The organism is Nocardiopsis sp. Huas11, assembly GCF_003634495.1.
In the GTDB taxonomy this organism is placed as follows: domain Bacteria; phylum Actinomycetota; class Actinomycetes; order Streptosporangiales; family Streptosporangiaceae; genus Nocardiopsis.
The window spans coordinates 4,783,911-4,808,743 of sequence record NZ_RBKY01000001.1; the positions used below are offsets into that span (position 1 = coordinate 4,783,911).

At 71.5% G+C, this 24,833-nt stretch carries 24 protein-coding genes; 10 read left to right on the top strand and 14 right to left on the bottom strand.

Annotated elements, in window-relative coordinates; all coding sequences use genetic code 11:
* Nucleotides 1–368: 368 nt before the first annotated feature.
* Complete coding sequence (locus tag DFP74_RS21530; RefSeq protein ID WP_121184145.1) at nucleotides 369–1,622, top strand: APC family permease; 1,254 nt, start codon at nucleotides 369–371, stop codon at nucleotides 1,620–1,622.
* Nucleotides 1,623–1,659: 37 nt separating this feature from the next.
* Here the strand turns inward: DFP74_RS21530 and DFP74_RS21535 are convergent, their stop codons facing one another.
* The 5 genes from DFP74_RS21535 to DFP74_RS21555 form a co-directional block, all read right to left on the bottom strand.
* Nucleotides 1,660–2,418 carry an NUDIX hydrolase gene (locus tag DFP74_RS21535; protein ID WP_121184147.1) on the bottom strand — a complete coding sequence of 253 codons (759 nt, stop codon included), beginning with the start codon at nucleotides 2,416–2,418 and terminating at the stop codon, nucleotides 1,660–1,662.
* On the bottom strand, nucleotides 2,415–3,146 hold the full coding sequence (locus DFP74_RS21540; RefSeq protein WP_121184149.1) for an HAD family hydrolase: 732 nt from the start codon (nucleotides 3,144–3,146) through the stop codon (nucleotides 2,415–2,417). The genes DFP74_RS21535 and DFP74_RS21540 overlap by 4 nt, the downstream gene beginning before the upstream one ends.
* A gap of 140 nt (nucleotides 3,147–3,286) precedes the next feature.
* Nucleotides 3,287–4,234 carry a VWA domain-containing protein gene (locus DFP74_RS21545; protein ID WP_121184151.1) on the bottom strand — a complete coding sequence of 316 codons (948 nt, stop codon included), beginning with the start codon at nucleotides 4,232–4,234 and terminating at the stop codon, nucleotides 3,287–3,289.
* Nucleotides 4,235–4,310: 76 nt separating this feature from the next.
* The gene (locus tag DFP74_RS21550) at nucleotides 4,311–5,279 is read right to left on the bottom strand and encodes a DUF58 domain-containing protein (protein ID WP_121184153.1); all 969 of its coding nucleotides are present in this window, start codon (nucleotides 5,277–5,279) and stop codon (nucleotides 4,311–4,313) included.
* Between the two features lie 5 nt (nucleotides 5,280–5,284).
* Nucleotides 5,285–6,352, bottom strand: a complete 1,068-nt coding sequence (locus tag DFP74_RS21555; protein ID WP_121184155.1) for a MoxR family ATPase — start codon at nucleotides 6,350–6,352, stop codon at nucleotides 5,285–5,287.
* Between the two features lie 569 nt (nucleotides 6,353–6,921).
* Here DFP74_RS21555 and DFP74_RS21560 point away from each other — a divergent pair.
* A complete protein-coding gene (locus DFP74_RS21560; protein ID WP_121184157.1) occupies nucleotides 6,922–7,626 on the top strand; it encodes a hypothetical protein in 705 nt (234 codons plus the stop codon).
* 103 nt (nucleotides 7,627–7,729) lie between these two features.
* Here the strand turns inward: DFP74_RS21560 and DFP74_RS21565 are convergent, their stop codons facing one another.
* Nucleotides 7,730–8,671 (bottom strand): chlorophyllase, encoded by a 942-nt coding sequence (locus DFP74_RS21565; RefSeq protein ID WP_121184159.1) that lies wholly within the window; start codon nucleotides 8,669–8,671, stop codon nucleotides 7,730–7,732.
* A 136-nt stretch (nucleotides 8,672–8,807) separates the two neighbouring features.
* Here DFP74_RS21565 and DFP74_RS21570 point away from each other — a divergent pair, with 136 nt between their 5' ends.
* The gene (locus DFP74_RS21570; protein WP_121184161.1) at nucleotides 8,808–9,194 is read left to right on the top strand and encodes a MerR family transcriptional regulator; all 387 of its coding nucleotides are present in this window, start codon (nucleotides 8,808–8,810) and stop codon (nucleotides 9,192–9,194) included.
* On the opposite strand, the gene DFP74_RS34960 is transcribed toward DFP74_RS21570, so the two are convergent.
* The gene (locus tag DFP74_RS34960; protein ID WP_121184163.1) at nucleotides 9,184–11,076 is read right to left on the bottom strand and encodes a prolyl oligopeptidase family serine peptidase; all 1,893 of its coding nucleotides are present in this window, start codon (nucleotides 11,074–11,076) and stop codon (nucleotides 9,184–9,186) included. The two genes, DFP74_RS21570 and DFP74_RS34960, sit on opposite strands and share 11 nt — an antisense overlap.
* Nucleotides 11,077–11,505: 429 nt before the next feature.
* On the opposite strand from DFP74_RS34960, the gene DFP74_RS21580 reads away from it, so the two are divergent.
* The 4 genes from DFP74_RS21580 to DFP74_RS21595 all read left to right on the top strand — a co-directional run bounded on the left by DFP74_RS21580 (nucleotide 11,506) and on the right by DFP74_RS21595 (nucleotide 16,235).
* The gene (locus tag DFP74_RS21580) at nucleotides 11,506–12,261 is read left to right on the top strand and encodes a HipA family kinase (RefSeq protein ID WP_199725738.1); all 756 of its coding nucleotides are present in this window, start codon (nucleotides 11,506–11,508) and stop codon (nucleotides 12,259–12,261) included.
* Nucleotides 12,258–12,695, top strand: coding sequence for a DUF3037 domain-containing protein (locus DFP74_RS21585; RefSeq protein ID WP_121184165.1), 438 nt, complete (start codon nucleotides 12,258–12,260; stop codon nucleotides 12,693–12,695). Before DFP74_RS21580 ends, DFP74_RS21585 begins: the two co-directional genes overlap by 4 nt.
* Nucleotides 12,696–12,845: 150 nt before the next feature.
* Complete coding sequence (locus DFP74_RS21590) at nucleotides 12,846–14,126, top strand: multidrug effflux MFS transporter (protein WP_370013413.1); 1,281 nt, start codon at nucleotides 12,846–12,848, stop codon at nucleotides 14,124–14,126.
* Between the two features lie 141 nt (nucleotides 14,127–14,267).
* Nucleotides 14,268–16,235 (top strand): AMP-binding protein, encoded by a 1,968-nt coding sequence (locus tag DFP74_RS21595; protein WP_121184169.1) that lies wholly within the window; start codon nucleotides 14,268–14,270, stop codon nucleotides 16,233–16,235.
* Nucleotides 16,236–16,298: 63 nt separating this feature from the next.
* Here the strand turns inward: DFP74_RS21595 and DFP74_RS21600 are convergent, their stop codons facing one another.
* Entirely contained in the window at nucleotides 16,299–16,946 is a 648-nt protein-coding gene (locus DFP74_RS21600) for a response regulator transcription factor (protein ID WP_121184171.1), read from the bottom strand.
* Entirely contained in the window at nucleotides 16,898–18,193 is a 1,296-nt protein-coding gene (locus DFP74_RS21605; RefSeq protein ID WP_121184173.1) for a sensor histidine kinase, read from the bottom strand. Before DFP74_RS21605 ends, DFP74_RS21600 begins: the two co-directional genes overlap by 49 nt.
* A 363-nt stretch (nucleotides 18,194–18,556) precedes the next feature.
* On the opposite strand from DFP74_RS21605, the gene DFP74_RS21610 reads away from it, so the two are divergent.
* The gene (locus DFP74_RS21610) at nucleotides 18,557–19,000 is read left to right on the top strand and encodes an SMI1/KNR4 family protein (protein WP_121184175.1); all 444 of its coding nucleotides are present in this window, start codon (nucleotides 18,557–18,559) and stop codon (nucleotides 18,998–19,000) included.
* A gap of 108 nt (nucleotides 19,001–19,108) precedes the next feature.
* On the top strand, nucleotides 19,109–19,777 hold the full coding sequence (def, locus tag DFP74_RS21615) for a peptide deformylase (RefSeq protein ID WP_121184176.1): 669 nt from the start codon (nucleotides 19,109–19,111) through the stop codon (nucleotides 19,775–19,777).
* A gap of 89 nt (nucleotides 19,778–19,866) precedes the next feature.
* Here the strand turns inward: def and DFP74_RS33595 are convergent, their stop codons facing one another.
* Complete coding sequence (locus DFP74_RS33595) at nucleotides 19,867–20,235, bottom strand: VOC family protein (protein WP_199725739.1); 369 nt, start codon at nucleotides 20,233–20,235, stop codon at nucleotides 19,867–19,869.
* 225 nt (nucleotides 20,236–20,460) lie between these two features.
* Here DFP74_RS33595 and rnhA point away from each other — a divergent pair, with 225 nt between their 5' ends.
* Complete coding sequence (gene rnhA, locus DFP74_RS21625) at nucleotides 20,461–20,934, top strand: ribonuclease HI (protein ID WP_121184179.1); 474 nt, start codon at nucleotides 20,461–20,463, stop codon at nucleotides 20,932–20,934.
* Between the two features lie 67 nt (nucleotides 20,935–21,001).
* Here rnhA and DFP74_RS21630 read toward each other — a convergent pair whose 3' ends face one another.
* The 4 genes from DFP74_RS21630 to DFP74_RS21645 form a co-directional block, all read right to left on the bottom strand.
* Entirely contained in the window at nucleotides 21,002–21,985 is a 984-nt protein-coding gene (locus DFP74_RS21630) for a hypothetical protein (RefSeq protein WP_121184181.1), read from the bottom strand.
* A gap of 532 nt (nucleotides 21,986–22,517) precedes the next feature.
* Nucleotides 22,518–22,988 carry a redox-sensitive transcriptional activator SoxR gene (soxR, locus tag DFP74_RS21635; protein ID WP_121184184.1) on the bottom strand — a complete coding sequence of 157 codons (471 nt, stop codon included), beginning with the start codon at nucleotides 22,986–22,988 and terminating at the stop codon, nucleotides 22,518–22,520.
* An 87-nt stretch (nucleotides 22,989–23,075) separates the two neighbouring features.
* Entirely contained in the window at nucleotides 23,076–23,753 is a 678-nt protein-coding gene (locus DFP74_RS21640) for an ABC transporter ATP-binding protein (RefSeq protein ID WP_121184186.1), read from the bottom strand.
* 326 nt (nucleotides 23,754–24,079) lie between these two features.
* Entirely contained in the window at nucleotides 24,080–24,325 is a 246-nt protein-coding gene (locus DFP74_RS21645; RefSeq protein WP_147453899.1) for a hypothetical protein, read from the bottom strand.
* Between the last annotated feature and the right edge of the window lie 508 nt (nucleotides 24,326–24,833).

A 24,833-nucleotide genomic window follows, 5' to 3' on the forward strand; every position in this document is an offset into this window, starting at 1 on the left:
CCAGCGCGCCGGCACCGCGGCCCCCGGCTTCGGCCGGGGGCCGCACCTGTGTGCGACGCGTCACCGGGCAGACCGAAAGTGGCCATCCGCCCCTCGGGTCGTTTGGGCCCGGTGGTCACCGGCATCGGGCACACTCGGAAGTCGGACACGGCTCCCGCCCCGACGGCGGGACGCGCGTCCCGGCTCCCGCGGAGCCGGGACCGCCGCTGTGTCGGCACCAGTGCAGGGCGGCCGGAGAAGGGAAGGGAGCTCTTCGGGAGGAGACGGCCGCCGCGTCCGAGGTACCGCTGTGCTTCTGCCGGAGGGGTTCCGGGCCAGCGCGCGTTGCCACCCGGCGCGAGCCGGGCGTACTCACGCAAGGAGAGCCGTTGACCACCTCGTCACCCCAGGCCGGACCCGCCCGGGTCCTCGGTACCGTCGACGCGGTCGCCATCGGCGCCGGCGCCATGCTGGGCGCGGGCGTGTTCTCGGTCTTCGCTCCCGCCGTGATCGGCGCGGGCGCCTGGCTCCCGGTGGCCATCCTCATCGCCGGGATCGTCGCCTACTGCAACGCGGTCTCCTCGGCCCGGCTCGCCGCCCGCCACCCCCAGTCCGGGGGCACCTACGTCTACGGCACCGAGCGGCTGGGGGAGCTGTGGGGCTACCTGGCGGGCTGGTCCTTCGTCGTCGGCAAGGTCGCCTCCTGCGCCGCGATGGCGCTGACCTTCGCCGCCTACGCGGTGCCCGGATGGGAGCGCCCGGTGGCGGCCGCCGCGGTCGTGGCGATCACCGCGCTGAACTACCGGGGGGTGCGCCGCTCCACGCTCGTGGTCAAGATCCTCCTGGTCCTGGTGCTGGCGGCACTGGCGGTCGCGATCGCGGCCATGGTGCTCAGCGGCCGACTGGCCCTGGTCGCGCAGGTGGAGGGGCTCGGGCCCTGGCCGGGCTCCTTCGGCCTGCTCGGCTCGGCCGGGATGATCTTCTTCGCCTTCGCCGGGTACGCCCGTATCGCCACCCTGGGCGGTGAGGTCCGCGACCCCGCGACCACCATCCCGCGCGCCATCGTGCTGGCCCTGGGCGGCGTCCTGGCCCTGTACATGGTGGTCGGCACCGGCCTGCTCATCGTGCTGGGCCGCGACCGGCTCTCCACCAGCACCGCGCCGATGGTCGACGCGGTCCTGGTCGCCGGATACCCGGCCCTGGTCCCGGTCATGGTGGCGGGCGCGGCCGTGGCCAGCCTGGGCGCGCTGCTCTCCCTCGTGCTGGGCGTCTCGCGCACCACGGCCGCGATGGCCGCTGACGGCCACCTGCCCCGGTCCCTGGCGGTCCTGCACGAGCGCCACGGGGTCCCCCACCGGGCGGAGCTCCTGGTCGGCGCGGTGGTCCTGGCGCTGGTCCTGCTCTTCGACCTGCGCGGCGCGATCGCCTTCTCCGCGTTCGGGGTGCTGGTCTACTACGCCATCACCAACGCCTCCGCGCTGCGCCTGGGGCCGGAGGAGACCCGGCCGCCGCTGCTCGTGCCGGTCGTCGGCCTGGTCGGGTGCGTGGTCCTGGCGTGCAGCCTGCCGCTGCCGGTGGGGATGACCGGCATGGCCGTGCTGGGGCTGGGCGCAGCGGTGTGGTGGGTGCGCCACCGCTCCTGACGCGGGCCCGCGCTCGGCTTCGGCCCGCGCGGGGGCGTCAGCGGATGTGGGCCACCAGGTAGGCCAGGCCGCGCTTGGCGGTCGTGGACAGGCGCAGGTCGACGACTTCCTCGGGCGTGAACCACCCGCAGTCGGCCGTGGAGCCGTCCACCTCCAGGACCCGGGGCCGGTCCGGGTGGGGCACGTGCACGTGCGAGAAGACCCAGACCGCGTAGAGCTCCCGGCCCGTCGGCGGGACGCGGTGGTAGCTGGCGACGGTGATCAGCCGGCCGACCACGCCCTCCTGGCCGGTCTCCTCCAGGACCTCGCGGCGCAGCGCCCCGCGCACGTCCTCGCCCGGGTCGACACCGCCGCCCGGCAGGTGCCAGGTGCCGCCGCCGGGGAAGCCCTCGGCGATCAGGCTGAGCAGGATGCGCCCGGAGGGGTCGGTGACGATGCCGTAGGAGGCCACACGGCTCAGCCGGGACCGCGGGCCGGGCTCCTCCTCCGCCAGGAGGCGCTCCAGCGCCACGGAGCCCTCCAGCGAGGCCGCCACGGCGGGCCACAGCTCAGCCGTGGCGGGCGTGGCGAACACGACGCGGTCCACCTGCAGGGTCGTGCCGTCGGGGGCCGAGACCACGTCGCTGAGCACGTCGAGGGCGACCAGGTCCTCCTCCGCCGCGAGCCGCCCCAGGGTACGGGCGACGTCGGCGGGATCCTGGCCGAACAGCACGCGTGCGCCCAGCAGGGCCGGGCCCGGGACCACGAGGTGCGCGGTGACGCGCCGGGCCGGCTCGCCCGAGGGCACGGTGGTCACAGCGAGCCCGAGGCGGCCACGCTGGGCAGGCCGACCAGCCGCAGGAGCTCGTCGAGGCTGGCGATGGTCGTCACGCCCTCGAAGCGCTGGCGCCCGCGGCGGTCGATCATGACCGGGTGCATGCGGGCGGCGACGGCGCCGACGCCGTCGGCGTGGATCAGGTCGCCCACGTGCCAGCAGTCGGAGGGGGTCACCCCGAGCCGCTGGGCGGCCATGTGGAAGATCGCCGGGTCGGGCTTGCCGGAGCCGGCGGTGTCGGAACAGACCACGGCGTGGAAGTACGGGGACAGCTCCAGGGCCTGCAGCTTGGCGTGCTGGATGGCCTCGACGCCGTTGGTGACGATCGCGAGGCGGTACCCGGCGGAGTGCAGTGCGTGCAGGGTCGAGAGGGTGTCGGAGAAGAGCTGCCATCCCGAGCGGTGCGCGTCCAGGTAGAGACGGTAGAGGTCGTCGCAGTGCTGGTCGGCGATCTCGGCATGCCCGGCCTGGACGGCCAGGGCGCGGATCCGGTCGCGACGTTGCTGGTCCAGGCTCAGGTCGCCGCGCAGATACGCGCCGAAGGAGATCTCCGTCTGGACGTCCCAGAGGCTGCGCGCGGCGGCGAAGTCGGGGTGACCGAGGCGCTCCATGACCGCGCGCAGTCCGGTGGAGGACGCCGCTTCGTCATCGATGAGGGTGTCGTCCAGGTCGAAGCAGATCGCCATCGGCGCTGCGGGTATGTTCGGCATCGTTCCTCAACTGGCTGGCAGGACAAAACATGCCAACGCTAACCCGTAAGGACGACGTAAAAGGTGCAAACCCCGCCGGATCGGATGTGGCCAAAATCACCTTACTGAGGGTGGTCCTGCGGCTCGAGCACTCCCGGACGTCACGGAAGCCGCTGGAACCACAGGAGTGAGGTCACCGCCGTGGCCATGGACAGCACGATGGCCACCAGCACGAAGCGTGTGACGATTTCCTCGTGCACGAGCTCCATGCCCAGGGACGACCCGATGTCCTCATAGACCTCGGTGAGCTCGGTCTCGTTCTCCGCCTCGTAGAAGTGGCCCTGGGTGTCCTGCGCCAGTCCGCGCAGCGCGTCCTTGTCGATGTCGGCGGGGACCTGGTAGCCGTCGATCTCGATCATCGCGGCGCCGCTGCCGAACGCGATCGTCGAGACCGGCACCTCCTCCTCGCCCGCCGCCGCGGCGGCCTGGGAGATGTCGCGCCCGCTCGTGTTCTCGCCGTCCGAGAGCAGCACGATGGCGGAGGGCGGCGGATCCTCCTCGGAGTCCTCGTCGAAGCTGCGGATCGCCTCCAGGGACGCGAACACGCCCTCACCGATGGCGGTCCCCGGACCCAGTCGCAGGTTCTCGATCGAACCGATCACCGCCTGGTGGTCCTGCGTGGGGGAGGACACCACCGTCGCGGTGGAGGAGAACGCCACCAGCCCCACGTTGAACCGGTCCGGCAGCGTCTCCACGAACCCCTGCGCCGACTCCTTGGCGGCCTCCAACCGGTCCGGCTCGATGTCGGTCGCCGCCATCGACAGCGACACGTCCACGGCCACGATGATCGTCGCCCGCTCCCGCGGCGCCTCCACCGGCATGGCAGGCACCGCCATGGCCGCGATCAGCACGCCCAGGGTGAGCGTGAACAGCGCCGCCGGAACATGGCGGCGCAGGTCCGGGCGGTGCGGGGCCACCTGGTCCAGCAGCGCCAGATTGGTGAAGCGCACCGTGTACTCGCGTCGCTGGCGCTGGGCGAACACGTAGGCCCCGACCAACAGGATCAGGATCAGCAGCCACCACAGCCGCGTGGGTTCCAGGAAGGTCATCGGCTCGTCCCCCGTGCGTCGGCTCCGTGCGGGCCGCTTGCGCTCCGTCGTCGTGCTCGCGTGTGTGCGCCCCGGCTCATCGGGGCACTCCCGGTGTGTGCCTCGCCAGATGGTGGGCCGTACGGCGCTGGTGGATCACGAATCTGGCGATATCTACCACCCAGTCACGGTCTGTCCGCAATATCAGGTGGTGTACCCCGCAACGCCGCAGAGCATCACGCACGGCCTCGCGCTGGGCCGCGGCGGCCTTCTGATAGCGCTCCCGGACGGACCGGGTCAGCCGCACGTCCTTGACGCGACCCGTCCTCGGATCGCGCAGGGCCACGTCACCGACATCGGGCACGTCCAGTTCCCGGGGATCGACCACCTCCACCACCAGGACCTGGTGCCGCTGGGCCAGCTGGCGCAGCGGCCGCTCCCACGGAACCGTGCCGCCGAAGGCCGGGGTGTCCAGGAAGTCCGAGACCACCACCCGCAGCCCCCGCCGCCGGCGCGTGCGCACCAGGTCCTCGATCGCGTCGGCCAGGGTCGCGCGCTGCGACGAGGGTTCGCGTTCGTCGCCCGTCGGCGCGGCCGCGATGGTCGCCAACAGCGCCAGCAGGGCCTCCTTGCCCGACCGGGCGGGCCACCGCCGGACGGCCCCCCGGTGCAGGAAGTGCGCGCCGAACCGGTCGCCCACCCGCTGGGTCAGCAGGTTGGCGGCCACCATCGCACCGACGGCCACATCGCGCTTGGAGCGCTCCCCGGTCCCGAAGTCCATGCTCGGAGACAGGTCGAGCAGCGTCCAGCTCTCCAGCTCGCGGTCGGCCACCAGGTCGCGCACGTGCGGGGTGTCGGTCCGCGCGGTCACCGCCCAGTCCATCAGCCGCACGTCGTCCTCGCCCGGCTGGTACAGGCGCGCCTCGGCCGCCTCCGACCCCGGCCCGAGCCGCAGTCCGAGGTGCTCGCCGTGCAGCAGCCCGTCCAGACGGTGCACGATACGCAGGTCCAGCCGGCGCAGGGCCGCGCGCAGGCGCGGATCGGTGCCGATCGCGGGCATGTTCACGGGGGCTACCTCGCCGACGCGAACGAGGCCGACTCGCCGCTGGGCGGCTCGTCCCAGATCACCCGTGGCGCCGGCACGGTCGCCAGGATGCGGTCGACCACCTGCTCGGCACTGACCCCGTCGGCCAGCGCGTCGAAGGTGAGCACGAGCCGGTGGGCGATGATGTCGTGCGCCAGCACGCGCACGTCGTCGGGCAGGACGTAGTCGCGCCCGCGCAGCAGCGCCAGGGCGCGCGCCGCCGCCACCAGGCCCAGGGTCGCCCGCGGGCTGGCGCCCACCTCCAGCACCTGGCGCAGGTCCGACATCTGGTGGTTCTCCGGCTCCCGGGTCGCCATGACCAGGCGCACGATGTAGTCGGCGATGAGCTGGTGGACGTGCACCCGCTCGGCGTCGGCCTGCAGTTCGCTGAGGGTGACCGGGTCCAGGATCTGGTGCGCGGTGGGCGGCGTACCGCTCATCCGCCGCAGGATCTCCATCTCCTCGTGCGCGCGCGGGTGGCCGACGTTGACCTTCATCAGGAAGCGGTCGCGCTGCGCCTCGGGGAGCGGGTAGACGCCCTCGGACTCCACCGGGTTCTGTGTGGCGATGACGATGAAGGGGGAGGGGAGGGGATGAGTGGTGCCGCCGATGGACACCTGCCCCTCGGCCATCACCTCCAGCAGGGCCGACTGGACCTTGGCCGGGGCCCGGTTGATCTCGTCGGCGAGCACGAAGTTGGCGAACACCGGCCCCAACTCGACGTCGAACTTCTCGGTGGAGGGGTGGTAGATGCGCGTGCCGACGATGTCGGAGGGGACCAGGTCCGGGGTGAACTGCACCCGGGCGAAGGAACCGCCGGTGACCTTGGCCAGCGTGGACACGGCCAGGGTCTTGGCGATGCCGGGCACGCCCTCGATGAGGCAGTGTCCCTGGGCGACCAGGGCGATGAGGGAGCGTTCCACCATCCGCTCCTGGCCGACGATGACCGTCGACACCTCGTGCAGTGCGGCACGCAGCAGTCGGGTCGGCTCGCCCGGAGTGCTCTCCGGGGCCGGTGAGGGGGAGGCACCTTGTCCGGGTGAGGTTTCTGCCATGGATTCTCGGGCGCGTTCCCTGCGGGCCAGAGAGGCAGCGCCCTCCTCCTTCCGGGTGGTGGTCGCGGTGACGGTCTGCTCGGAGCCCGTCCCCGCGCTCGTGGTTCGTGCGGCGCGCGCCCGCCCCGGCCGCGTGCGGCCGTGTGGGACGTTCTGCATCGGTGACGCCGAATTCGGTGGTGATCACCCGCCTGTGGCGACACTACCGTTCCCAGGATGATTGGCCAGTATCAGCCGTATCGACGTGTCCCGCGCCAGGGCGGTGGGGCCGCGAACGGACCTCACGGCCGCGCGGAAGTGCGCGCGCCGGTCCCGCGGGCCTACACCCGTCGCCCCGGGGGACATGCCCGAATCGGGTCGCAATGAGAAGCGCGGCGCCGCCCCCTCGGTGACCGATTGCGGCCACGCCGACCAGGGCCGCGGGTATGAGCACGAAGGAGGTGCCGGAGAAAAGGCACCGGGGTGGCGATGTCGGGAATGGCACGAGAGCGACCGATAGGCTGGGGAACGGTTCCACCGAGGGGTCATACGCGAGGGGGACGGGGCGGCGACGGTGAGAGGGGCTTGACGTGGCGCTTCGCGCGTTGGGGCTGAACGAGGGCGACCCACGCCAACTGGGACAGTTCCGCCTGGAGGGCCGGACGGGCGAGTCCCCGCTCGGCGTGGTCTACGTGGGCCGCGACGCCTCGGGGGGCCGGGTGAGCATCGCGGTCCTGGACTCCGGCGGCGGCGTCGACGAACAGGCCAGGACGCAGTTCACCGAGGCGGTGCGGGCGCACAGCGACGTGGTCGCGGCCCGTACACGGGGCCGCGGGGCGCTGTGGGCGGCGGTGCCGCTGGGCCAGGACGGGACCGGAGCCGGTCCGCTGCTGGAGGAGGCCTCCCGGGGCGGACGGGTCGCCGCGCGCGGCCCGGTCGTGCTGCCGCACTGGGCGGGCCACCGGAGCGGCGCCGCGGTGCGGTGGGCGCCCTGGGCCGGCCGGCGCGAGAGCGCGGTGGCCGCGGGGGAGGGGAACTGGTGGCTCATCGGAGGCATGGGGGCGGTCCTGCTCCTGCTTCTGCTGCTGGTCACGTCCCTGTACCTGTGGATGCTGCGGTTCCCGCCTCCGGAGATCCCCGTGACCCAGCCCGAGATGGAGCAGACCGAGCCCTCGCCGGGGGAGGAGTCCGAGCAGCCCGAGGAGGGTGAGCCCGAGGAGCCGGCGCCGGTTCCTTCGGTGGGGCCCTCACAGGGCGAGGACGGCTGGGGCGAGGAGCCGGAGGACAACCTCTGACCGACCAGGTGCGGCGGACTCCCGCGAAAGCAGGAGTCCGCCTCTTAATCCAGCAAAAATCTACATCGTAAAGGTGGCCGCTGCGGTCAACCGCGATCGCCGGTCACTTCGACTCCAACCGCCCCAACGGGTGCCGACCACTGCCCAGGGCGGCCCGTGCCACCTCCCAGTCAGTGTCGTCGATGCCGGTGACGTGGCGCAGGTAGGCGAGGGTGACCTGTTGGACCAGGGCGACGCGGTCGGGATCCTCGTCGGTGGTCTCCGCCGCCTCGTAGCCCGGGATGCCACCGAGGGAGTGTCGGCCGCCGTAGACCGTCAGCAGGCTCTTGCCGCCGACGGCGAGCGTGTAGGGATCGGTCGTCCAGGACGGTCCACGGGTGGAGAGCGGGAGTTCGTCCGCATCGCCCGCCACGACGAGTCCCGGTGCGGTGATGTGGGAGAAGTCCTGGTCGCGCAGCCAGGGAGCGACCTCCAGTGCGAGTCGGGTCAGTTCGTCGCCGCCCCTGCCGGCCGTGGCCAGCTGGATGCCGGCCATGACGCGGGAATCGGACATGTCCTGGGCGGTTCCGGTCGTCGGGTCCGTGACCCGCAGGCCCACGAGGATGCCCGCGGTCTGCCCGCCGAAGGAGTGTCCGGCCGCGACGACGCGACCATGGTCCATCCGACCGGCCAGGCCGGGCACGGACGCCGCCAGGGTGTCGAGCTCGTCGAGGATCAGCGTCATGTCCTGCACGCGGTAGCGCCACACGTGCGGTCTGCGGGAATCGTCCATGGTGGCGCTGAGGCGCCTGGAGTCGGAGTGAGTGGCCTGGATCACCACGAAGCCGTGGGAGGCCCAGTGGTCGACCAGGGGTGCGTAGCCGTCCAGGTTCGAGCCGAACCCGTGGGCGAACAGGACGATCGGCAGTTCGGTGCCGGTGACCGGTGCGCAAACGCGTATGTGCACATCCTCGACGCGCCCCGGCATGGGCAGCACGATCGGCTTGACCGACACGATCGGGGTGGACGGAGGGCCGGTGAGGCCGGTGGCGTTGTACGTGGTCATGGTGTGCCCCTTCCAGGCAGGGTGCGCCGGTGGTTCGACCGGGGGATGGGCCCGGAGGGGCGCACGACGGTTACGCTAGAACCTGACGTTGACGTCAGAGGCAAGTCATGTGGTGGACGTCGCAGAGGAGCACCGGATGCGCATTGGAGAGCTCGCCGCCCGGACCGGTGTCAGTGTTCGGGCCCTGCGCTACTACGAGGAGCAGAACCTGCTCAGCGCCGAGCGCAGCTCCAGCGGTCAGCGTCACTACGGTGAGAGCGCGGTCGACCAGGTCCAGCTGATCCAGCAGCTGGACTCCGCCGGGCTGTCCAGCAGGGCAATCGTCGAGCTCCTGCCGTGCGTCGTCGACGGACGAGCCACTCCCGCCCTGCTCAAGCGCCTGGCCGCGGAGCGCGAGCGGATCGAGCGGCGCATCGTCGATCTCATGCGCGTCCGGGACCGGCTCGACTCGGTCACCGCCTCCGCCACCGACAACATGCTCACCGGCACGTCCTGCCGGCGGACCACACCCCTCAGCGAGTGAGTCGGGCGTCGAACCAGGCACGTGTGCGCCGCAGCATGTCGATCTGGTTCTCCCGCCCGTCCACCGAGTGCCCCTCGCCCGGATAGGTCACGAACTCGTGCTCGACTCCGTGGTGCCGTAGTGCCCGGTGCAGGTAGACGGCCTGGCCCACCGGCACGTTGGTGTCCTGGTCGCCGTGCAGGACCAGGACCGGCGTGCGCACGCGGGAGGTGAAGGAGACCGGGCCGACCGCGTCGTGCGGGTGCGGGCCAGGCCCCTCCCAGCCGACGCTCCCGCTCAGTCCGGCCTCGGCGGCGCCGTACTCACCGGTGGCGGCGAGCATCCCCCAGTCGCTGACCCCCGCGCCCACGACCGCCGCTCGGAACCGGTCGGTCCGCCCCACCGCCCAGGCCGCCATGGTCCCGCCGTGGCTCCACCCGCCGATGCCCAGCCGGCCGGGGTCGGCCACGCCCCGGTCCACGAGCAGGTCGATGCCGTCCTCGATGTCGGTCCACTCTCCTTGCCCCAGCGCGCCCACCACCGTCTCGGCGAAGGCCCGCCCGTGCCCCAGGCCGCCGCGCGGATTGGGCAGGAACACCGCGTACCCGGCGTGGGCCAGCCACTGGGCGGGGGCGTGAGCACCGCAGACGAACTGGTCCGCGTAGCGCCCGTAGGGGCCACCGTGCACCCACGTGACCAGGGGGAAGGGCCCCTGCCGCGCGGTGGCGCCCACGGGGGTGAGCAGGAGTCCGTCCAGTGCGAGGCCGTCCCGGGCCCGATAGGACAGTCGCTCCTGGTCGGCCCAGGCGCACCCGTCCAGTTCGGGGCGCAGCCGGGTCAGGCGGGTGGGCGCCGCCTTCACGGGCCCGGCGTACACCTGTCGCGGCTCGTGGGCGGAGGTCGCGACCACCGCCACACGGCCACCGGTGCGGTCGCAGGTCAGGGACTCCAACAGCCCGGTCGACCGGCGCAACGGTGTGAAGCGCAGGGTGGCGGTGTCCAGGCGGTGGATCTCGGTGTCGAGCCCGTGGGCGAACAGGGCCAGCGGCGGACCCTCGTCGGCCTGCGCGAGCTCGACCGGACAGCGGTCCATGCCCTCGGTGAGATCGGTGGGCCGCTCGCCCGCGTCGCCGGTCAGCGGCAGGTCCCGGACGACCTGGCCGCCGTCGGGGCCGGGATTCATCGCGAGCCACGCCAGGTGCCGGTGGTGCCCGTCGTGCCACCAGACGGGGGAGTGGGCGTCCCAGCCGGCCTCGCCCAGGGCGTCGACCCGACCGGTGGCCGGATCGACCACGTGCAGGTCCCACCGGGGGTGGACCGGGTCCAGCGCGGGCCCTGGTCGGCTGATCACGGCCAGAGCGGCACCGTCGGGACTGGCGGCCACCTCCAGCACGTGGCGCTCGCCGGGGAACGTGCGTACACGGCCGGTACGCGCGTCGAACAGGCCCAGCCGGTCGTGGGGCTCGGGCGCTCCCCACACCCGGGGAGCCGCGCTCCGGGTGTCGGGATCGCGGACCACCACCGCCGTCAGCGCGCCGCCGGCGAGCGGAAGGTGGTCCACGAGGCGGGCCTCGGCTCCGGCCAGGGTGGCGGGCCCGGAGCCGTCACGGTGGATCCGGCGCAGTCGGGGCGCGTCCTCGCCGGGGCGCTGGGAGAGGAAGGCCAGGTGCTCGGAGTCGGCGCTCCACCGCGGACGGTGGTCCCAGACGGTTCCGTCGGTGATCTGGACGGGGGAGGCGCCGCCGTCGGCGGCGGCGACCCAGAGTGTGCTGGTGGGGGAGGCAGAGGTGCGGCTGAGCGGGGTCACGGTGTAGGCCGCCCAGCGCCCGTCGGGGGACAGGACCGGGCCTTGGGGGAGGTGCCCGTCGGTCACCAGGGGAGGCGTCAGGGGAGGGCGGGGCATGGGGCGGCCTTTCTCGGCTCGGGGGAGGAGATCGGGTCGCAGAAGGCGCGAGATCTCTGGAGGGCGTCTGTCGGGCTCGTGTTCCTGATTAAAATCTACGTCGTAAAGGTGGCGGTTCGCTTCTATAGAAACACTTCCCAACGACATGATCGCGCGGCTACGCCGCCCGCCCCTCCAAACGTTCCGCCGTTGCGGTGTCGGCGTGTCGAACCTGGCCGGCATGGGTGCCTAGAACGTGTTCAGCGTTGCGGAAACGGCCGTCTGGGGAAGCTCGCAGTTGATGGGCGGGGCTCACAGGCGTGCTCGCCGGTGTTCGACTCAGCGGCCCCGAGCGGCCGCGTTCCCCGCACTTCCTCCTGGGGTCGGGGCGGTGCCGGCCCGGGAGGTGTTCGCGGTCGGACCGCGTCGCGCGGTGCCTATGCTGGCCTGGTGCTGAAAAAGGTGATCGTGACACGGTACGTGCTGCCGTTGCGCGAAGGCGGATCGCTTCCCGGGTTGGTCGAGGCTGACGATCTGGGAATGTACGTGCTGAAGTTCATCGGGGCCGGTCAGGGGCGCAAGACCCTCGTGGCCGAGGTCGTGGCCGGTGAACTCGGGCGGGCCCTGGGCCTGCCGGTGCCTGAGCTGGCGCGGGTGGACCTGGACCCGGTGATCGGCCGCGGTGAGCCCGACCCGGAGGTCCAGGAGCTGATCAAGGCCAGCGGCGGGCTCAACCTGGGGATGGACTTCCTTCCGGGTTCCCTGGCCTTCGATCCGCTGGCCTACGACGTGGATCCCCTCTTCGCCGGCCGTGTGCTGTGGTTCGACGCCCTCATCGGCAACGTCGACCGGTCCTGGCGCAACCCCAACATGCTCCTGTGGCACGGCGAGCCGTATCTGATCGACCACGGGGCGGCACTGATCTTCCACCACAACTGGGCGGGGGCCGACCGGTCGGTCCTGCGCCCCTACGACGCCTCCGACCACGTGATGGCCGGGTGTTCTCCCGACCTGGCCGCGGCGGACGCGCTGATGGCTCCGCTGGTCGACGAGCGGTTGCTGTCCGGTGTGCTGGCGATGGTCCCCGACGTGTGGTTGGCCGACGAGCCGGGGTTCGATTCGGCGGACGCGGTCCGTGCGGCGTACATGCGGCATCTGCTCGCGCGGGTGGCCGACCGTTCCTGGCTGCCGGAGGTGGTCTCGTGAGCGGGGTCGAGCGGTACAGCGACGCGGTGACGACGGGCCGGGTCGGCGAGGAACGGGACCGGGCGGTCTTCGAGTACGCGTTGGTGCGGGTCGTTCCGCGGCTGGAGCGCGGTGAGTGCGTCAACGCCGGCGTGATCGTCTACTGCCAGGAACGGGCGTTCCTGGCGGCCCGGTCGGCCCTGGACGAGCGGCGGCTGCTCGCGGTGGCTCCGGAGGCGGACGTGGAGGGTGTGCGCCGGGCTCTGGCGGCGGTGGAGTCGTTGTGCCGGGGCGGTGCGGAGGCGGGTGCGGCCGGCCGTGAACGGCCCGGTCAGCGGTTCCGGTGGCTGACCGCGCCGCGGAGCACCATCGTGCAGCCGGGGCCGATCCACGGCGGGTTGACGGAGGATCCGTCGGTCGAGGTGGAGCGGTTGCTGGACCGGTTGGTCCGCTGATCCGCTCGTCGGGTAATGGACATCACAGGCATTTCAGGGGTTGAGGGGGAGGCGAACATCCCCCTGCGGGTGTTGATATGGGAGTGGTCCCCGCCGGTGGGCACGCTCCCAGACCGGCATCCGTCGACGTTCCCTTGAACTGGAGTGCCTGTGCAGTCCCCGAAGTCACCCCCCGCCACACCGACCGGCTCCGGCTCCGCCACCGGTGTGGACGCGCCTCCCCCCGCGTGGACACCGACGCGGCGGTCCGTCGCGCTGTTGGTGATGGTGCTGGGGGTGCTGACGGCCACCGGGCCGTTGGCGACCGACATGTACCTCCCGGCGTTCCCCCAGATCACCCAGGAGCTGGGGGCGAGTGAGTCCCAGGTCGGGTTGACCCTGACCGCGATGATGCTCGGTCTGGCCGTGGGCCAGCTGGTGATCGGCCCGATGAGCGACGCCTTCGGGCGGCGCACGCCGTTGCTGGTCGGTGTCGCGGTGTTCACCGTGACCTCGGTGCTGTGCGTGTTCGTGCCGAACGTGACGCTGTTCATCGCGTTGAGGTTCGTGCAGGGCATGGCGGGTGCGGCCGGCGCGGTGATCGGCCGGGCAGTCGTGCGTGACCTGTTCAAGGGTGACGACGCGGTGCGGTTCTTCTCGCGTCTGGCCCTGGTGATGATGCTGGCTCCGCTGTTGGCTCCGTTGGCGGGTGCCCAGTTGTTGCTGGTGGGTCCGTGGCAGGTGAGCTTCTGGGTGTTGGCGGCGATGGCGGCGATCAGCTTCGTGCTGGTGCTGGTGTGGCTGCCGGAGAGCCTTCCCCCGGAGAACCGGCGTCCGCAGGGTCCGCGGCGTCTGGCCCGGACGGTGGGCGGTCTGGTGCGTCAGCCGCGGTTCATGGGTCCGGTGCTGACGCTGGGTCTGAGCTTCGGGATGCTGTTCACGTACGTGTCGGCGTTCTCGTTCATCTCGCAGAACGAGTTCGGTGCCTCGCCGCAGATGTACGCGTGGCTGTTCGCGATCAACTCGCTGGGGATGATGGCGGGGACGCAGACGAACGGTTTCCTGGTGGGCCGGGTGGAGACGTTGCGGCGTCTGGGCCTGGGTCTGTTCTTGGCGTTGGTGGCGGTGGTGACCCTGCTGGTGCTGGCGTTGACCGGTGTGGCCACGATGTGGGTGACCGTGGCGTTGTTGGCGCTGATGATGTTCAGCGTGGGGTTCATCTTCCCGAACTCGACGGTGACGGCGTTGGACGGTCAGCCGATGGCCGTGGCGGGGACGGCTTCGGCTCTGATGGGGGCGATGCAGTTCACGCTGGGCGGCGGTGTGGCCGCTCTGGCCGGGATGACGCCGTCGGGTGAGGCGTCGTTGGTCAGCATGGCCGCGGTGATGGCCGTGGCGTCGGTGTTGTCGATGGTGGCTTTCGTGTGGACGGTGCGGTCGAAGGTCCGATAACCACACGATGGAGTGTCGTGACCTGCCTGCGTCGGGTTGCCTGTGCTGGGGATTGTGGGCACAGTAGGGCTCTATTCCCCGATTGAGGCGGCTCCGGTCTGTACCTGGTCCGCCTTCTGATGTGGCAGAGGATGAGTGGGTATGGGCGAGGCTGGTGTCACCCCCGGTGTGCGGGCTCGGGCGATGTCCGGGCTGGGCGACCTGGTGTACGAGGGGGCGTCCGGCGACGCGCATGCCGAACTGTTCTCTGTGCCCTTGGGCGATGGTGGTTGGCGGCGTCGGACGGCGGGTGAGTTCGCCACGGACGTGACCTCGGTGGCCAAGGGTTTGATCGCGGCCGGTGTGGGCGAGGGCGACCGGGTGCTGGTGGTGTCCGGTTCGCACCAGGAGTGGGTGCGGGTCGCGTTCGCGGTGTGGTCGGTGCGTGCTGTGGTGGTGCCGTTGGAGCCGTCGGCTTCGGCGGAGCGTGTGGTGCAGGTGGTTCGTGAGACGCGGCCTGCGGCGGCTCTGGTGGAGGGTGAGCGCCTGCTGGGCACGGTGACGGGTCTGCAGCGGGAGTTGCCGGATCTGGGGCGTGTGTGGCGGCTGGAGCCGGATCTGCCGGATCTGGTGTCGTTGGGCGCCTACATGGACGCGACGTCGGTGCGGTTCCGGCGGGATGAGACGCGGCACGAGGACGCGGCGGTGGTGCTGTACCCGCTGAGTACGGTCGCGCGGTCGACGCGGGGTGTGGTGCTCTCGCACGGTGCGCTGTTGACGGCGGCGGCGTCATTGGTGGACCGGATGTGGCCGCGGTTGTCGGAGTTGGATCCGGGCCGGGCGAGTGCGTTGTTGGATCTGCCGTTGACGCAGATCCAGGGGTTGGCGTCGTTGTTGGCGTGTGTGGTGGGCCGGGTGCGGGTGGGGTTGACCGCGCCGGGGACGCTGATGGCGGGGGTGGCCTCGTTCAAGCCGACGGTGCTGGTGTGTTCGGCGGCGCAGTTGGAGTCGGTGTTCGCGGTGGAGCGTGAGCGGGCGCAGTCGACGGGGTGGGACTCGTTGGCGACGTTCAACGCGTCGGTGGCGGCCGCGGTGGATTTCGACCAGTCGCCGAAGAAGGGTGCGTGGCGGCGGCTGTCGCGGTCGATGTACGGCTGGTCGTTCGTGCGGGTGCGGGAGATCTTCGGTAACCGGGTGCATCTGGGTGTGTGCTGGGGTGGTGGTCTGTCGCAGGAGCTGGACGCGTTCTACGGCGGTGTGGGTGTGCCGGTGATGCAGGTGTTCGGTACGCCGGAGACGGCGGGTGCGTTCTCGGCCAACGCGGTGGGGGATCGTGTGGCCGGTTCGGCGGGCCGGGTGTTGGACGACCGTGAGTTGTGGGTCTCGCCGGAGGGTGAGGCCTATGTGCGCGGTGGTGCGTTGTTCTCGGGGTACTGGGCGGATGCCGAGGGGTCGCGGAGCGCGTTCCGTGAGGGTTGGTTGGCCACGGGTGTGGCCGTGGAGGTGGACGGGGCCGGTTTCGTGGGTCTGCGTGGCCGGTTGCGGGCGCAGGCGGCGATGGCGGAGGTGCCGGGTCGGTTCGTGGCGCGTGGTCCGGTGGGTGCCGGGGCGGAGCGCGGTGAGTCGGGTGTGGCCGTGGTGCCGGCGGTGGCGGAGCGTGCTTCGGTGGAGCCGTGGTCGCCGGCGGTGGAGGCGGAGCCGGTGGCCGTGGAGGCGGGTGAGCGTTCGGACGCGGAGCTGGTGGCGGAGTTCGAGGCCCGGTTGCGTGCTCATCCGTTGATCAGTCAGGTGTTGGTGATCGTGGAGGGGCGGCCGTTCGCGAGTGCGCTGGTGACGTTGGTGCGTGATCAGCTGGAGTACTGGCGGTTGGTGAACGGGCGGCCGTTGTCGATGGCGCCGGAGGAGATCGCGGGGGATCGTGATCTGCTGCGGGAGGTGCAGGGGTTGGTGTACGAGGCCAACCGGTCGGTGCCGCGGCATTTGGCGGTGCGGTCGTTCCATGTGTTGGCGGAGGAGTTCACGTCGCAGTCGGGGTTGGTGCAGTCCTCGGGTGAGTTGCGGCGTGAGGCGGTGTTGCGGGCGTTCGCGGAGGAGATCGACGGGTTGTACCGCGTGCGTCGCGAGCAGTAGGTCGGTCGGTGGTGTGCCGCGGTCCCCGGGGGTGTGGGGGCCGCGGCTTCGTCGTGTGCGGGGTTATTGGCCGTTGAGGTAGGCCAGGACGGCGAGGACGCGTCGGCTGTCGTCGGAGGAGGGCGGTAGGTCGAGTTTGGTGAAGATGTTGTTGATGTGTTTGCTGACGGCCTTTTCGGTGATGTAGAGGCGTCCGGCGATGGCGGAGTTGGAGCGGCCTTCGGCCATTTCGGCGAGGACTTCGCGTTCGCGGGGGGTGAGTTGGGCGAGGGGTCCGCTCTGGTCCTGGCGGGCGAGGAGTTGGGAGATGACGGCGGGGTCCATGGCGGTGCCGCCGTCGGCGACGCGGCGGACGGCTTCGATGAACTGGCCGATGTCGAGGACGCGGTCCTTGAGGAGGTATCCGACGCCGCCGGTGTCGTCGGAGAGGAGTTCGCGTGCGTAGAGCTGTTCGACGTGTTGGGACAGGACCAGGATGGGCAGTCCGGGGACCTGGGCGCGGGCTCCGAGGGCGGCTTGGAGGCCTTCGTCGGTGAAGGTGGGGGGTAGGCGGACGTCGACGACGGCGACGTCGGGTTTGTGCTCGGTGAGGGCGGCTTGGAGGTCGGGGCCGTTGTCGACGGCGGCGACGACGGTGAAGTCGTGTGCCTCGAGGAGCCTGATCAGGCCGTCGCGGAGGAGGGCAAGGTCTTCGGCGATGACAACGCGCACGGGATCTCCAGGGTCACGATGGTGGGGCCGCCGAGGGGGCTGGTGATGTTCATCGTGCCATCGAATGCGTCGAGTCGGCGACGGATGCCGTAGAGGCCGCTGCCGGGGGTGGCGTTGGCGCCGCCGTTTCCGTTGTCGGCGATGGTGATGACGAGTCGGTGGTGGCCGTGGTTGATGTGGATCCAGGCGTGGGTGGCGCCTGAGTGTTTGACGGTGTTGGTGAGGAGTTCGGCGATGGCGAAGTAGGCGGCGGATTCGACGGGGTCGGCGGGGCGTCCGTCGAGGTCGATGGTGACGCTGATGGGGAGTTGGTGGGTGAGGGCGAGGGCGTGGACGGCGCCGTGGAGTCCGCGTTCGACGAGGACGGGTGGGTGGATGCCGCGGACGAGGTCGCGGAGTTCGATGAGGGCGTGGCGGGTGGTTTCGCGGGCTTCGGCGAGCATGGTGCGGGCGGTTTCGGGGTCGGTTTCGACGATGTTCTCGGCCATGCCGAGGTTCATGCCGAGGGCGACGAGTCGGGCTTGGGCGCCGTCGTGGAGGTCGCGTTCGATGCGGCGGATTTCGGCGGCTTGGGTGTCGATGGTGTTGGCGCGGCTGGTGGCGAGGTGGGCGACGCGGGCGGTGAGTCGGGCTTTTTCGGTGGGGGAGAGCAGGAGGCGGTTGAAGCGGATGTAGAGGTTGATGGCGCGGGGGGCGGTGATGTAGGCGAGGGCGATCAGGATGGTGCCGCTGAGGAGGGGGAGGAGGGTTTCGGGGAGGTTGGTGGGTGTGTAGACGCCGTAGAGGGCGATGTTGGGGATGAGGTCGAGGAGGGTGTTGAGGGTGAAGAGGATGTGGAAGGTGCCGTGGGCGAGGAAGACGGCGGGGATGGCGATGAGGGAGATGCTGGCTGGTGTGGCGACGAGCCAGAGGAGGTCTTTCCAGGTGGCGGGGTCGGTGATGATGGCGCCGGCGCGGGGGACGAGGCCGGTGGGTGGTACGGGTCGGTAGACGGAGGGGATGTGGCCTTGGTTGAGGATGTGGCCGAGTGTGCGTCGTTGGGTGTCGGCGAGGGCGCGTAGGAGGGTGGCGGTGAGGATGATGTAGGGGAGACCGACCCAGATGAGGGTGAGGACGGCGGAGACGATGACGAGGGGGAGGAGGATGAGGGTGGCGATGTTCTGTGAGATCAGCAGGACGATGTAGGCCAGGGTGGTGAGCGGGCCGGTGTGGTGGGGGCCTGCTCTGTGGTGTGGGGCGGTGGCCATGTGTGGTGCGGTCCGTTCCTGCTGGTGTGTGTTGGTGGTTCCATTCTGGCGTGTGGGTGGGTGTGGGCGCGGTGGTGGTGGGTCCCCTTTTTTTGTGGGTGGGGTGTGGGGTGTGGGGTGTGTGATGGGTCTATTGCATCGCATGTGTGGTGGTGTTGTCACGCACGGTGACGTTTTTGGCGGTTTCGGGCTTTTCGGGCGTGGCTGTGGTGGTGCCGTGGTGCGGCGGTGGGGTGTGGGGGCTGGCCTCAGGGGTGGGCGGTATGCCCCTGATGGGAGGTTCGTGGGGGTGAGAGGGCCGGATTGGCGGGTTTTTGGCGCAACTCGCCGCCGTCGATTTCCCGTGGCTTGCCACGACCTGTGATGATCGGGAGTGTGTGGCGTGAACTGATCCTACAGATGTACCCCGAGGCCGATCTGAACGATCCGGCCGATGAGGTGACCCTGGCCGAGGTGGAGAAGCACCTGATGCTGCCCCTGCCCTTCGAGTTGGCGTCGCTGCTGCGGGAGACCGACGGTGTGTCCAACGAGTACGGGGACGCGGTGGTGTGGAGTGCGCGGCGCCTGGTGGAGGACAACCTGGCGATGCGGCAGGAGCCGGACTACCTGGAGCTGTACGCGCCCTTCGACGAGATGATCTTCTTCGGCGACTCGGACATGGGTCCGCAGTTCGCCTATGTGCACACCGACTACGGTCCGGGGATCGTGGTGTGGGACCACGAGAGCGACCGCCGGCGCCTGGTGGTGGTGTCGTTGCGCGACTACCTGGCCAGGTGCTTCATCCAGGGCAACGCGTGGTTTCGGTGAGGGTCGGGTGAGCGCGGGGGTGACCTGCCGTTTCGTGCTATTTTTCGGGGTGTTGGCGGCGTGTTGGGCCGCCTGTCGTCTCCCCGAGCACGTTGTGAGAGTAGAACCATGTCGGAGCAGTCCACTCCTGCCCAGGTAGCCGCCGTCGTCCAGGGCCGGGAGGTGGCGGAGTACCCGGAGCTGGCGCCCGAGGCCGTCCGGGGCCGGGTCCGTCGGATCACGGTGACGGGTGAGGACGTGCTGCACCGTCCGGGGACCGACGTGCCCGGGCACATGCTGGGCTCGGCGGAGCTCTCGCAGCTCATCGACGACATGTTCGTGACGATGTACGCGGCCGAGGGTGTGGGGCTGGCGGGCAGCCAGGTGGGCGAGGAATGGCGGTTGTTCGTCTACGACTGCCCCGACGATGACGGGGTGCGCCACGTGGGGCACGTGGTCAACCCGGTGCTGGACGAGCGCAGTGCCGAGGACGTGCTGGTGGTGGAGTCGGAGGGGTGCCTGTCGGTGCCGGGGCCGCACGCGGACCTGGGGCGGCTGGAGCGGGCGACGGTGCGCGGTGTGGACAAGGACGGCGCCGAGGTGGTGCTCTCGGGCCGGGGGTACTTCGCGCGGTGCCTGCAGCACGAGACCGACCACACGCTGGGCCGGCTCTACATCGACCGGCTCTCGGCGCGTGAGCGCAAGCGGGTGTTGAAGAAGATGAGCGAGATGTCCCAGAGCGTGTTCGAGCGGCGCGAGGAGCGCACGGCGGAGCTGGTGCACGAGCTGGAGGGCTGAGGCCCCGGCAGCACGAGCTGCGAGGCTGAGGCTTCGGCAGGAGGAAGGGGGCGTCCCGGCGGTGGCCGGGGCGCCCCCTTGTCGTGGTGTCAGCGTTCGTGGTCGCCGCGTACGACGCAGAACTCGTGGCCCTCGGGGTCGCGCAGGACGACCCAGCCGGAGCCGTCGCCCTCGCGGCGGTCCTCGGCCAGGGTGGCGCCCAGGTCCCGCAGGCGGGCGACCTCGGTCTCGCGGGTGGCGCCGGGGTCGGCGCACAGGTCCAGGTGGAGGCGGTTCTTGGTGGTCTTGGGCTCGGGCACGCCGATGAAGAGCAGGGGTGGGCCCTGGGGGAGGCGGATGAGGGCCTCGGGGTCGCCGGGGCGGTCCTGGGGGTCCAGGGGGTGGCCCAGGGCCTGGGACCAGAAGGTGGCCAGGGTGTGGGCGTCGGCGCAGTCGATGGTGATGGCGTGGAGGTGCACGTGGTCCCTTCGTGGGTGTGTGGGTGGGTCATTGTGGTGTGCGGGGCGCGGTGGCGGCAAGTGGGGTGTGGTCGGTGGCGGGGTGGGTGTTGGGGGTGGTGAGGGGTCATGGCGGGCCAATTCGGCACCGGTGGGCGTCCGATTGTGGGGATTGGTCTGTGTTTTGGCTCTGTTGGAGGTGGGTGGTGTCCTGTGGTGGGGGCCGGGGGCGGTAGATTTCGGCGCATGCACAACGGGGACGAGGCCGGCGGGCAGCCGGAACAGAAGGTGGTCATCTACACCGATGGGGCGTGCAGCGGCAACCCCGGCCCGGGAGGGTGGGGTGTGTGGCTTCGCTATGGCGACCACGAGCGGGAGATGTACGGCGGTGAGGCGCAGACGACCAACAACCGGATGGAGTTGATGGCGGCCATCCAGGCGTTGGAGAGCCTGAAGCGGCCGCTGCCGGTGCTGGTGCACACCGACTCCTCCTACGTGCGCAACGGCATCACGACGTGGGTGGCGAACTGGAAGCGGCGCGGGTGGCGTACGGCCGACAAGAAGCCGGTCAAGAACGTGGACCTGTGGCAGCGCCTGGAGGAGGTGTCGGCGCGCTATGAGGTGGAGTGGCGCTGGGTGCGCGGGCACAGCGGCGATGAGGGCAACGAGCGCGCGGACGAGCTGGCGCGGCGGGGCAGGGACGAGGCCGCCGGGCTCTGAGCGGGCACGGCGGGTGTAGGTGCGGGTGGCGGCGGCCAGGGGGTCGCCGCCACTGGTGTGTGCGGGGTCAGTGGCGGTGGCAGTGGTCGCAGGCCGGGCGGGTGCGGCGGGCGAAGAACACGGTGGCGGCGGCCAGGCCCAGGCCCCAGACGAGGTAGGAGCCGATCGCGGCCCACCAGAACCAGTCGGGGAAGCCGCCGCCGTAGACGTCGGGTCCTTCGAGGAGCAGTCCGGCCAGGTTCATGCCGAAGTAGGCGTTCATGCCCACGGTGGCGAAGAGGGCGGGGCCCAGGACGAGCGGGCGCGGGACGCGGCGCCCGGCCAGGGAGGGGATCCAGCGGGGCCAGGTGCGTCCGAAGGCGTGGACCAGGGCCAGGGGGAGCAGGACGCCGGATCCGCCCAGGAGCAGGAGCAGCCCGGTGGCGGCGATGGCGTGTTCGGTCGAGTCGGTGGGGGTCATGGGCGACTGCTCGCCGAAGGGGAGTTGGACGAGTACGCGGGTCAGGCAGCCGGCGATGGCGGTGTAGGCGGCGGCGTAGGCCCAGGCGGGTGTGCTCTGGGGTGCTGGGCGGGTGCGGGGGGTGCGGCCGCAGTGGGCACAGTCGGCGATCCAGCGGCGGTGGGCGCGGCGGGCGGTGTGGGCCAGGCCCAGGGCCATGGCCAGGGCGCCCAGGCGGGCGGCCATGGCGGCGGGTGAGAAGGGGATGCCGGAGGTGTTGAGCAGGAGCAGGGAGACGACGTCGAGCAGGAGCAGGACGGCGCTGAGGGTGATGAGTGCGGCGGTGGCCCAGGCGGCGCCGAGCAGGGCGCGGGCGGGCAGGGATGGTGTGGGGCGGGTCAGTGCGGTGGTCAGGGTGATGGTGGTGGCGGCCAGGGCGATGATGGGCCAGTCGGAGAAGGCGATGAGGTCGTCGCCGACGGGTGGTAGGCGGGGTCGGGTGTCGGTGAGGGTCCAGTACAGGCGCAGGAGGCCGTAGAGGGCTGCCCAGACGGTGGTGAGGGTGGCGACGTGGTGGGTTGTGGCCGGGGCGGGGGTGCGGGTGGCGGTCATGGTGCCAGGGTGCCGGTGCGCGGGTGCGGGGTCTTCCCTCCGCAGAGGGGTGGGGGTCCCTCTGGGGAGGGATTCGGGCGCGCTCGGGGCCTTGGCCGGTGGCGGCCTGGTGGGTGGGGCTTCGTGGTGGGGGCGGCGGTGCCCTGTGCGGGTGCGCCCAGGGGTTCGGGCGGTGGCGCGCGCAGCCTTGCCGGTGCGCGGGGGCGCGTGGGTCGCTCCCCCGGCGCCGGGGCGGCCCCGGACGTGTCCTGCGGTGGGATGGGCTCACGGTCGTAGTGCCGCCTGGCGCGCGGCGAGGTGCGAAGTCGCGCCCGCTCGTGCTCCACGAGCGCGCAGGCGCGACGCGGACCCGGCGGCCCCGCTAGGGCACGGCCTTGGGCCGTGTTCTTCCGCGGGCTTTCGAATGAGGTCGCGGCCGCCGGGCCCTGTCCCGCAAGGCGAGGCGCGACGTTCACCCTGGTGGTGCCGCACGAGCGCGAAGGCGCTGGGAGAGGCGGCGGCCGCGAGCCCGCGATGCCGCGCGGGGCACGGCTCAGGTGTGGTCTTCGGCCTTGAGGGTGTCGACCATCAGGCGGCGGGGACCGGTGCCGGAGGCGGCGAGTTCGTCGTCGGGGTTGGACAGGGTGCAGGTGTCCAGGGACAGGCAGCCGCAGCCGATGCAGTCGGTGAGGTCGTCGCGCAGGCGGATGAGCTGGGCGATGCGGGTGTCGAGTTCGTCGCGCCACTGCTCGGACACGCGTGCCCAGTCGCGGGGGGTGGGGGTGCGGTTGTCGGGCAGGGCGTCCAGGGCCTGGCGGATGCGTGCCAGGGGCAGGCCCACGCGTTGGGAGATGCGGATGAAGGAGACGCGGCGCAGGGTGTCGCGGCGGTAGCGGCGTTGGTTGCCGGCGGTGCGGCGGCTGTGGATGAGGCCCTGGCGTTCGTAGAAGTGCAGGGCGGAGACGGCTACGCCCGCGCGTTCGGCGACCTGGCCGACGGTGAGTTCCTTGGTGATGGGTGACACGTGTTCATCCTAGGGCGCGTTGGGCGCCCTCTGGAGTGTGGGGTGTCGCGCCGTGGGAGCGGGTGGTGCTCGGGCCGGCGGGCGGGTTCAGGCGGTGTGGCGGTGCAGGGCGTACAGGCGTGCGTAGGCGCCGCCGCGCAGCAGGAGTTGGCGGTGGGTGCCTGTTTCGGTGACGCGGCCCTGGGCCAGGAGCAGGATGCGGTCGGCGGTGCGGGCGTGGGTGGGGTGGGGGGTGAGGAGGAGGTGGCCGGTGTGGGGGGTGCGGGTGGGTGCGGGGTCGGTGGTGTGGATGAACAGGCGGGTGCCGGTGCGCAGGGCGTAGAGGGTGCGGGCGTGGTGGATGTGGGTGCGCAGGCGGTGGTCCAGGCGGGACAGGGGTGTGTGCAGGTCGCGGGGGTCCAGGCCGGTGGCGGTCAGGGTGGGGGGCAGGTGGGGGTCCAAGGGTGAGGGGTTGGGGTGGCCCGTGATGGCTTGGGCGAGGGTGTGGTGGGGGTGGGGGGTGAAGTGCTGGGTGGGGGTGTGGGCGGTGATGTGGCCGTGGGTGGGGGGTGTGCGTCCGGTGAGTGCGTGGGCCAGGGCGGTGGTGGCGGTGGTGGTCAGGCCCAGGAGGGCGACGTGTTCGTTCTCGTGGACGGTGAGGTCGAGGTGGTGGACCAGGGTGGTGTGGTCGTGGGTGAGGGACACGTCGCGCAGCTCGATCAGGGGCGGGGCGGCGGGTGTGGTGTGCGGTGCGCGGCGGAGTCGGCCGCGGTCTGAGAGCCTCACGGGTGTCCGTTCGTGTGTGTGGTCGTCACCTGCCTGGGATTGTCGCGCGGGGCTGAGAGTTCTGGTGATGTGTTCGGGTCTTGTCGGCGTGTTGTGGGCGGGGCCGGTGGGTGCGTGGGCGGGGCGGGTGCCGTGAGGGTGGGAGCGGGGTGTGGCGGGCGGTGCGGACGCGGCCCGTGGCGGGGTGTGTGCGCTCATCGCGCTGGGGTGAGGCGCTTTCGCCGGCCGACGCTTCGGGGCCCGGGCGTTGCGGGGCCCGGCCCGGCCGGCGTGGTGTCCGGTGTCCCGCCTTGCATGGTCGGCCCCGTGGTGGGGGCGGGGGTGGGTCAGCGCAGTTCGGCGGCGTGGTCGGCGGTCCACTGGCGGAAGGAGCGGGCGGGCCGGCCCAGGACGCGTTCAATGGCGGTGGTGGGTTCGTGGGCGGTTGCGCGGTGGGGGCCGGGTGGGGCGGGCAGGGCCAGGACCTGGGCGAGGATGCGGATCTGGTCGGCTTCGGTGAGGTGGTGGGGGCCGGTGAGGTGGTAGGTGCGGCGGGTGTGGAGTTCGGGGTGGGTGAGGGCGGCCACGGCCACGTCGGCGATGTCGGCTTCGTGGACCAGGGGGCGGGGCGCGTCGGTGCGGGGCCGGGGGAGGCGGCCGGTGCGCAGGAGTGGGGCCCAGCGCAGGGCGTCGGTGGCGGGTGGGCCGGGGCGTAGGAGGGTCCAGGTGGGGGTGTGGTGGGTGATGAGGTCGTGGAGGGGGTCGGGGGTGGGGTGGTGGTGAGGTAGACGACGTGGTGGGTGAGGGCGGCCAGGAGTGCGGGCGCGGGGGTGGTGTGGGGGTTGGTGCAGGTGAGGAAGGTGGCGGTGAGGTGTGTGGGGTTGCTGGGGCAGGTGGTGAGTGTGGGGCAGTGGCGGGTGTGCAGGGCGCGCAGGACCAGGCGGCTGATGGGGTGTTCGGGGTCGGTGACCAGGTACATGGCGGTGTCCTCGGGGTGAGTGGTCCCTCCATCCTTTGACCTGAACGTTAGTTGAGGTCAAGGGTGGCAGGAAAGGTGGGGTGTGCGACCTTGTGGCCGTCGGGCGCGGCGGCTGAGGATGA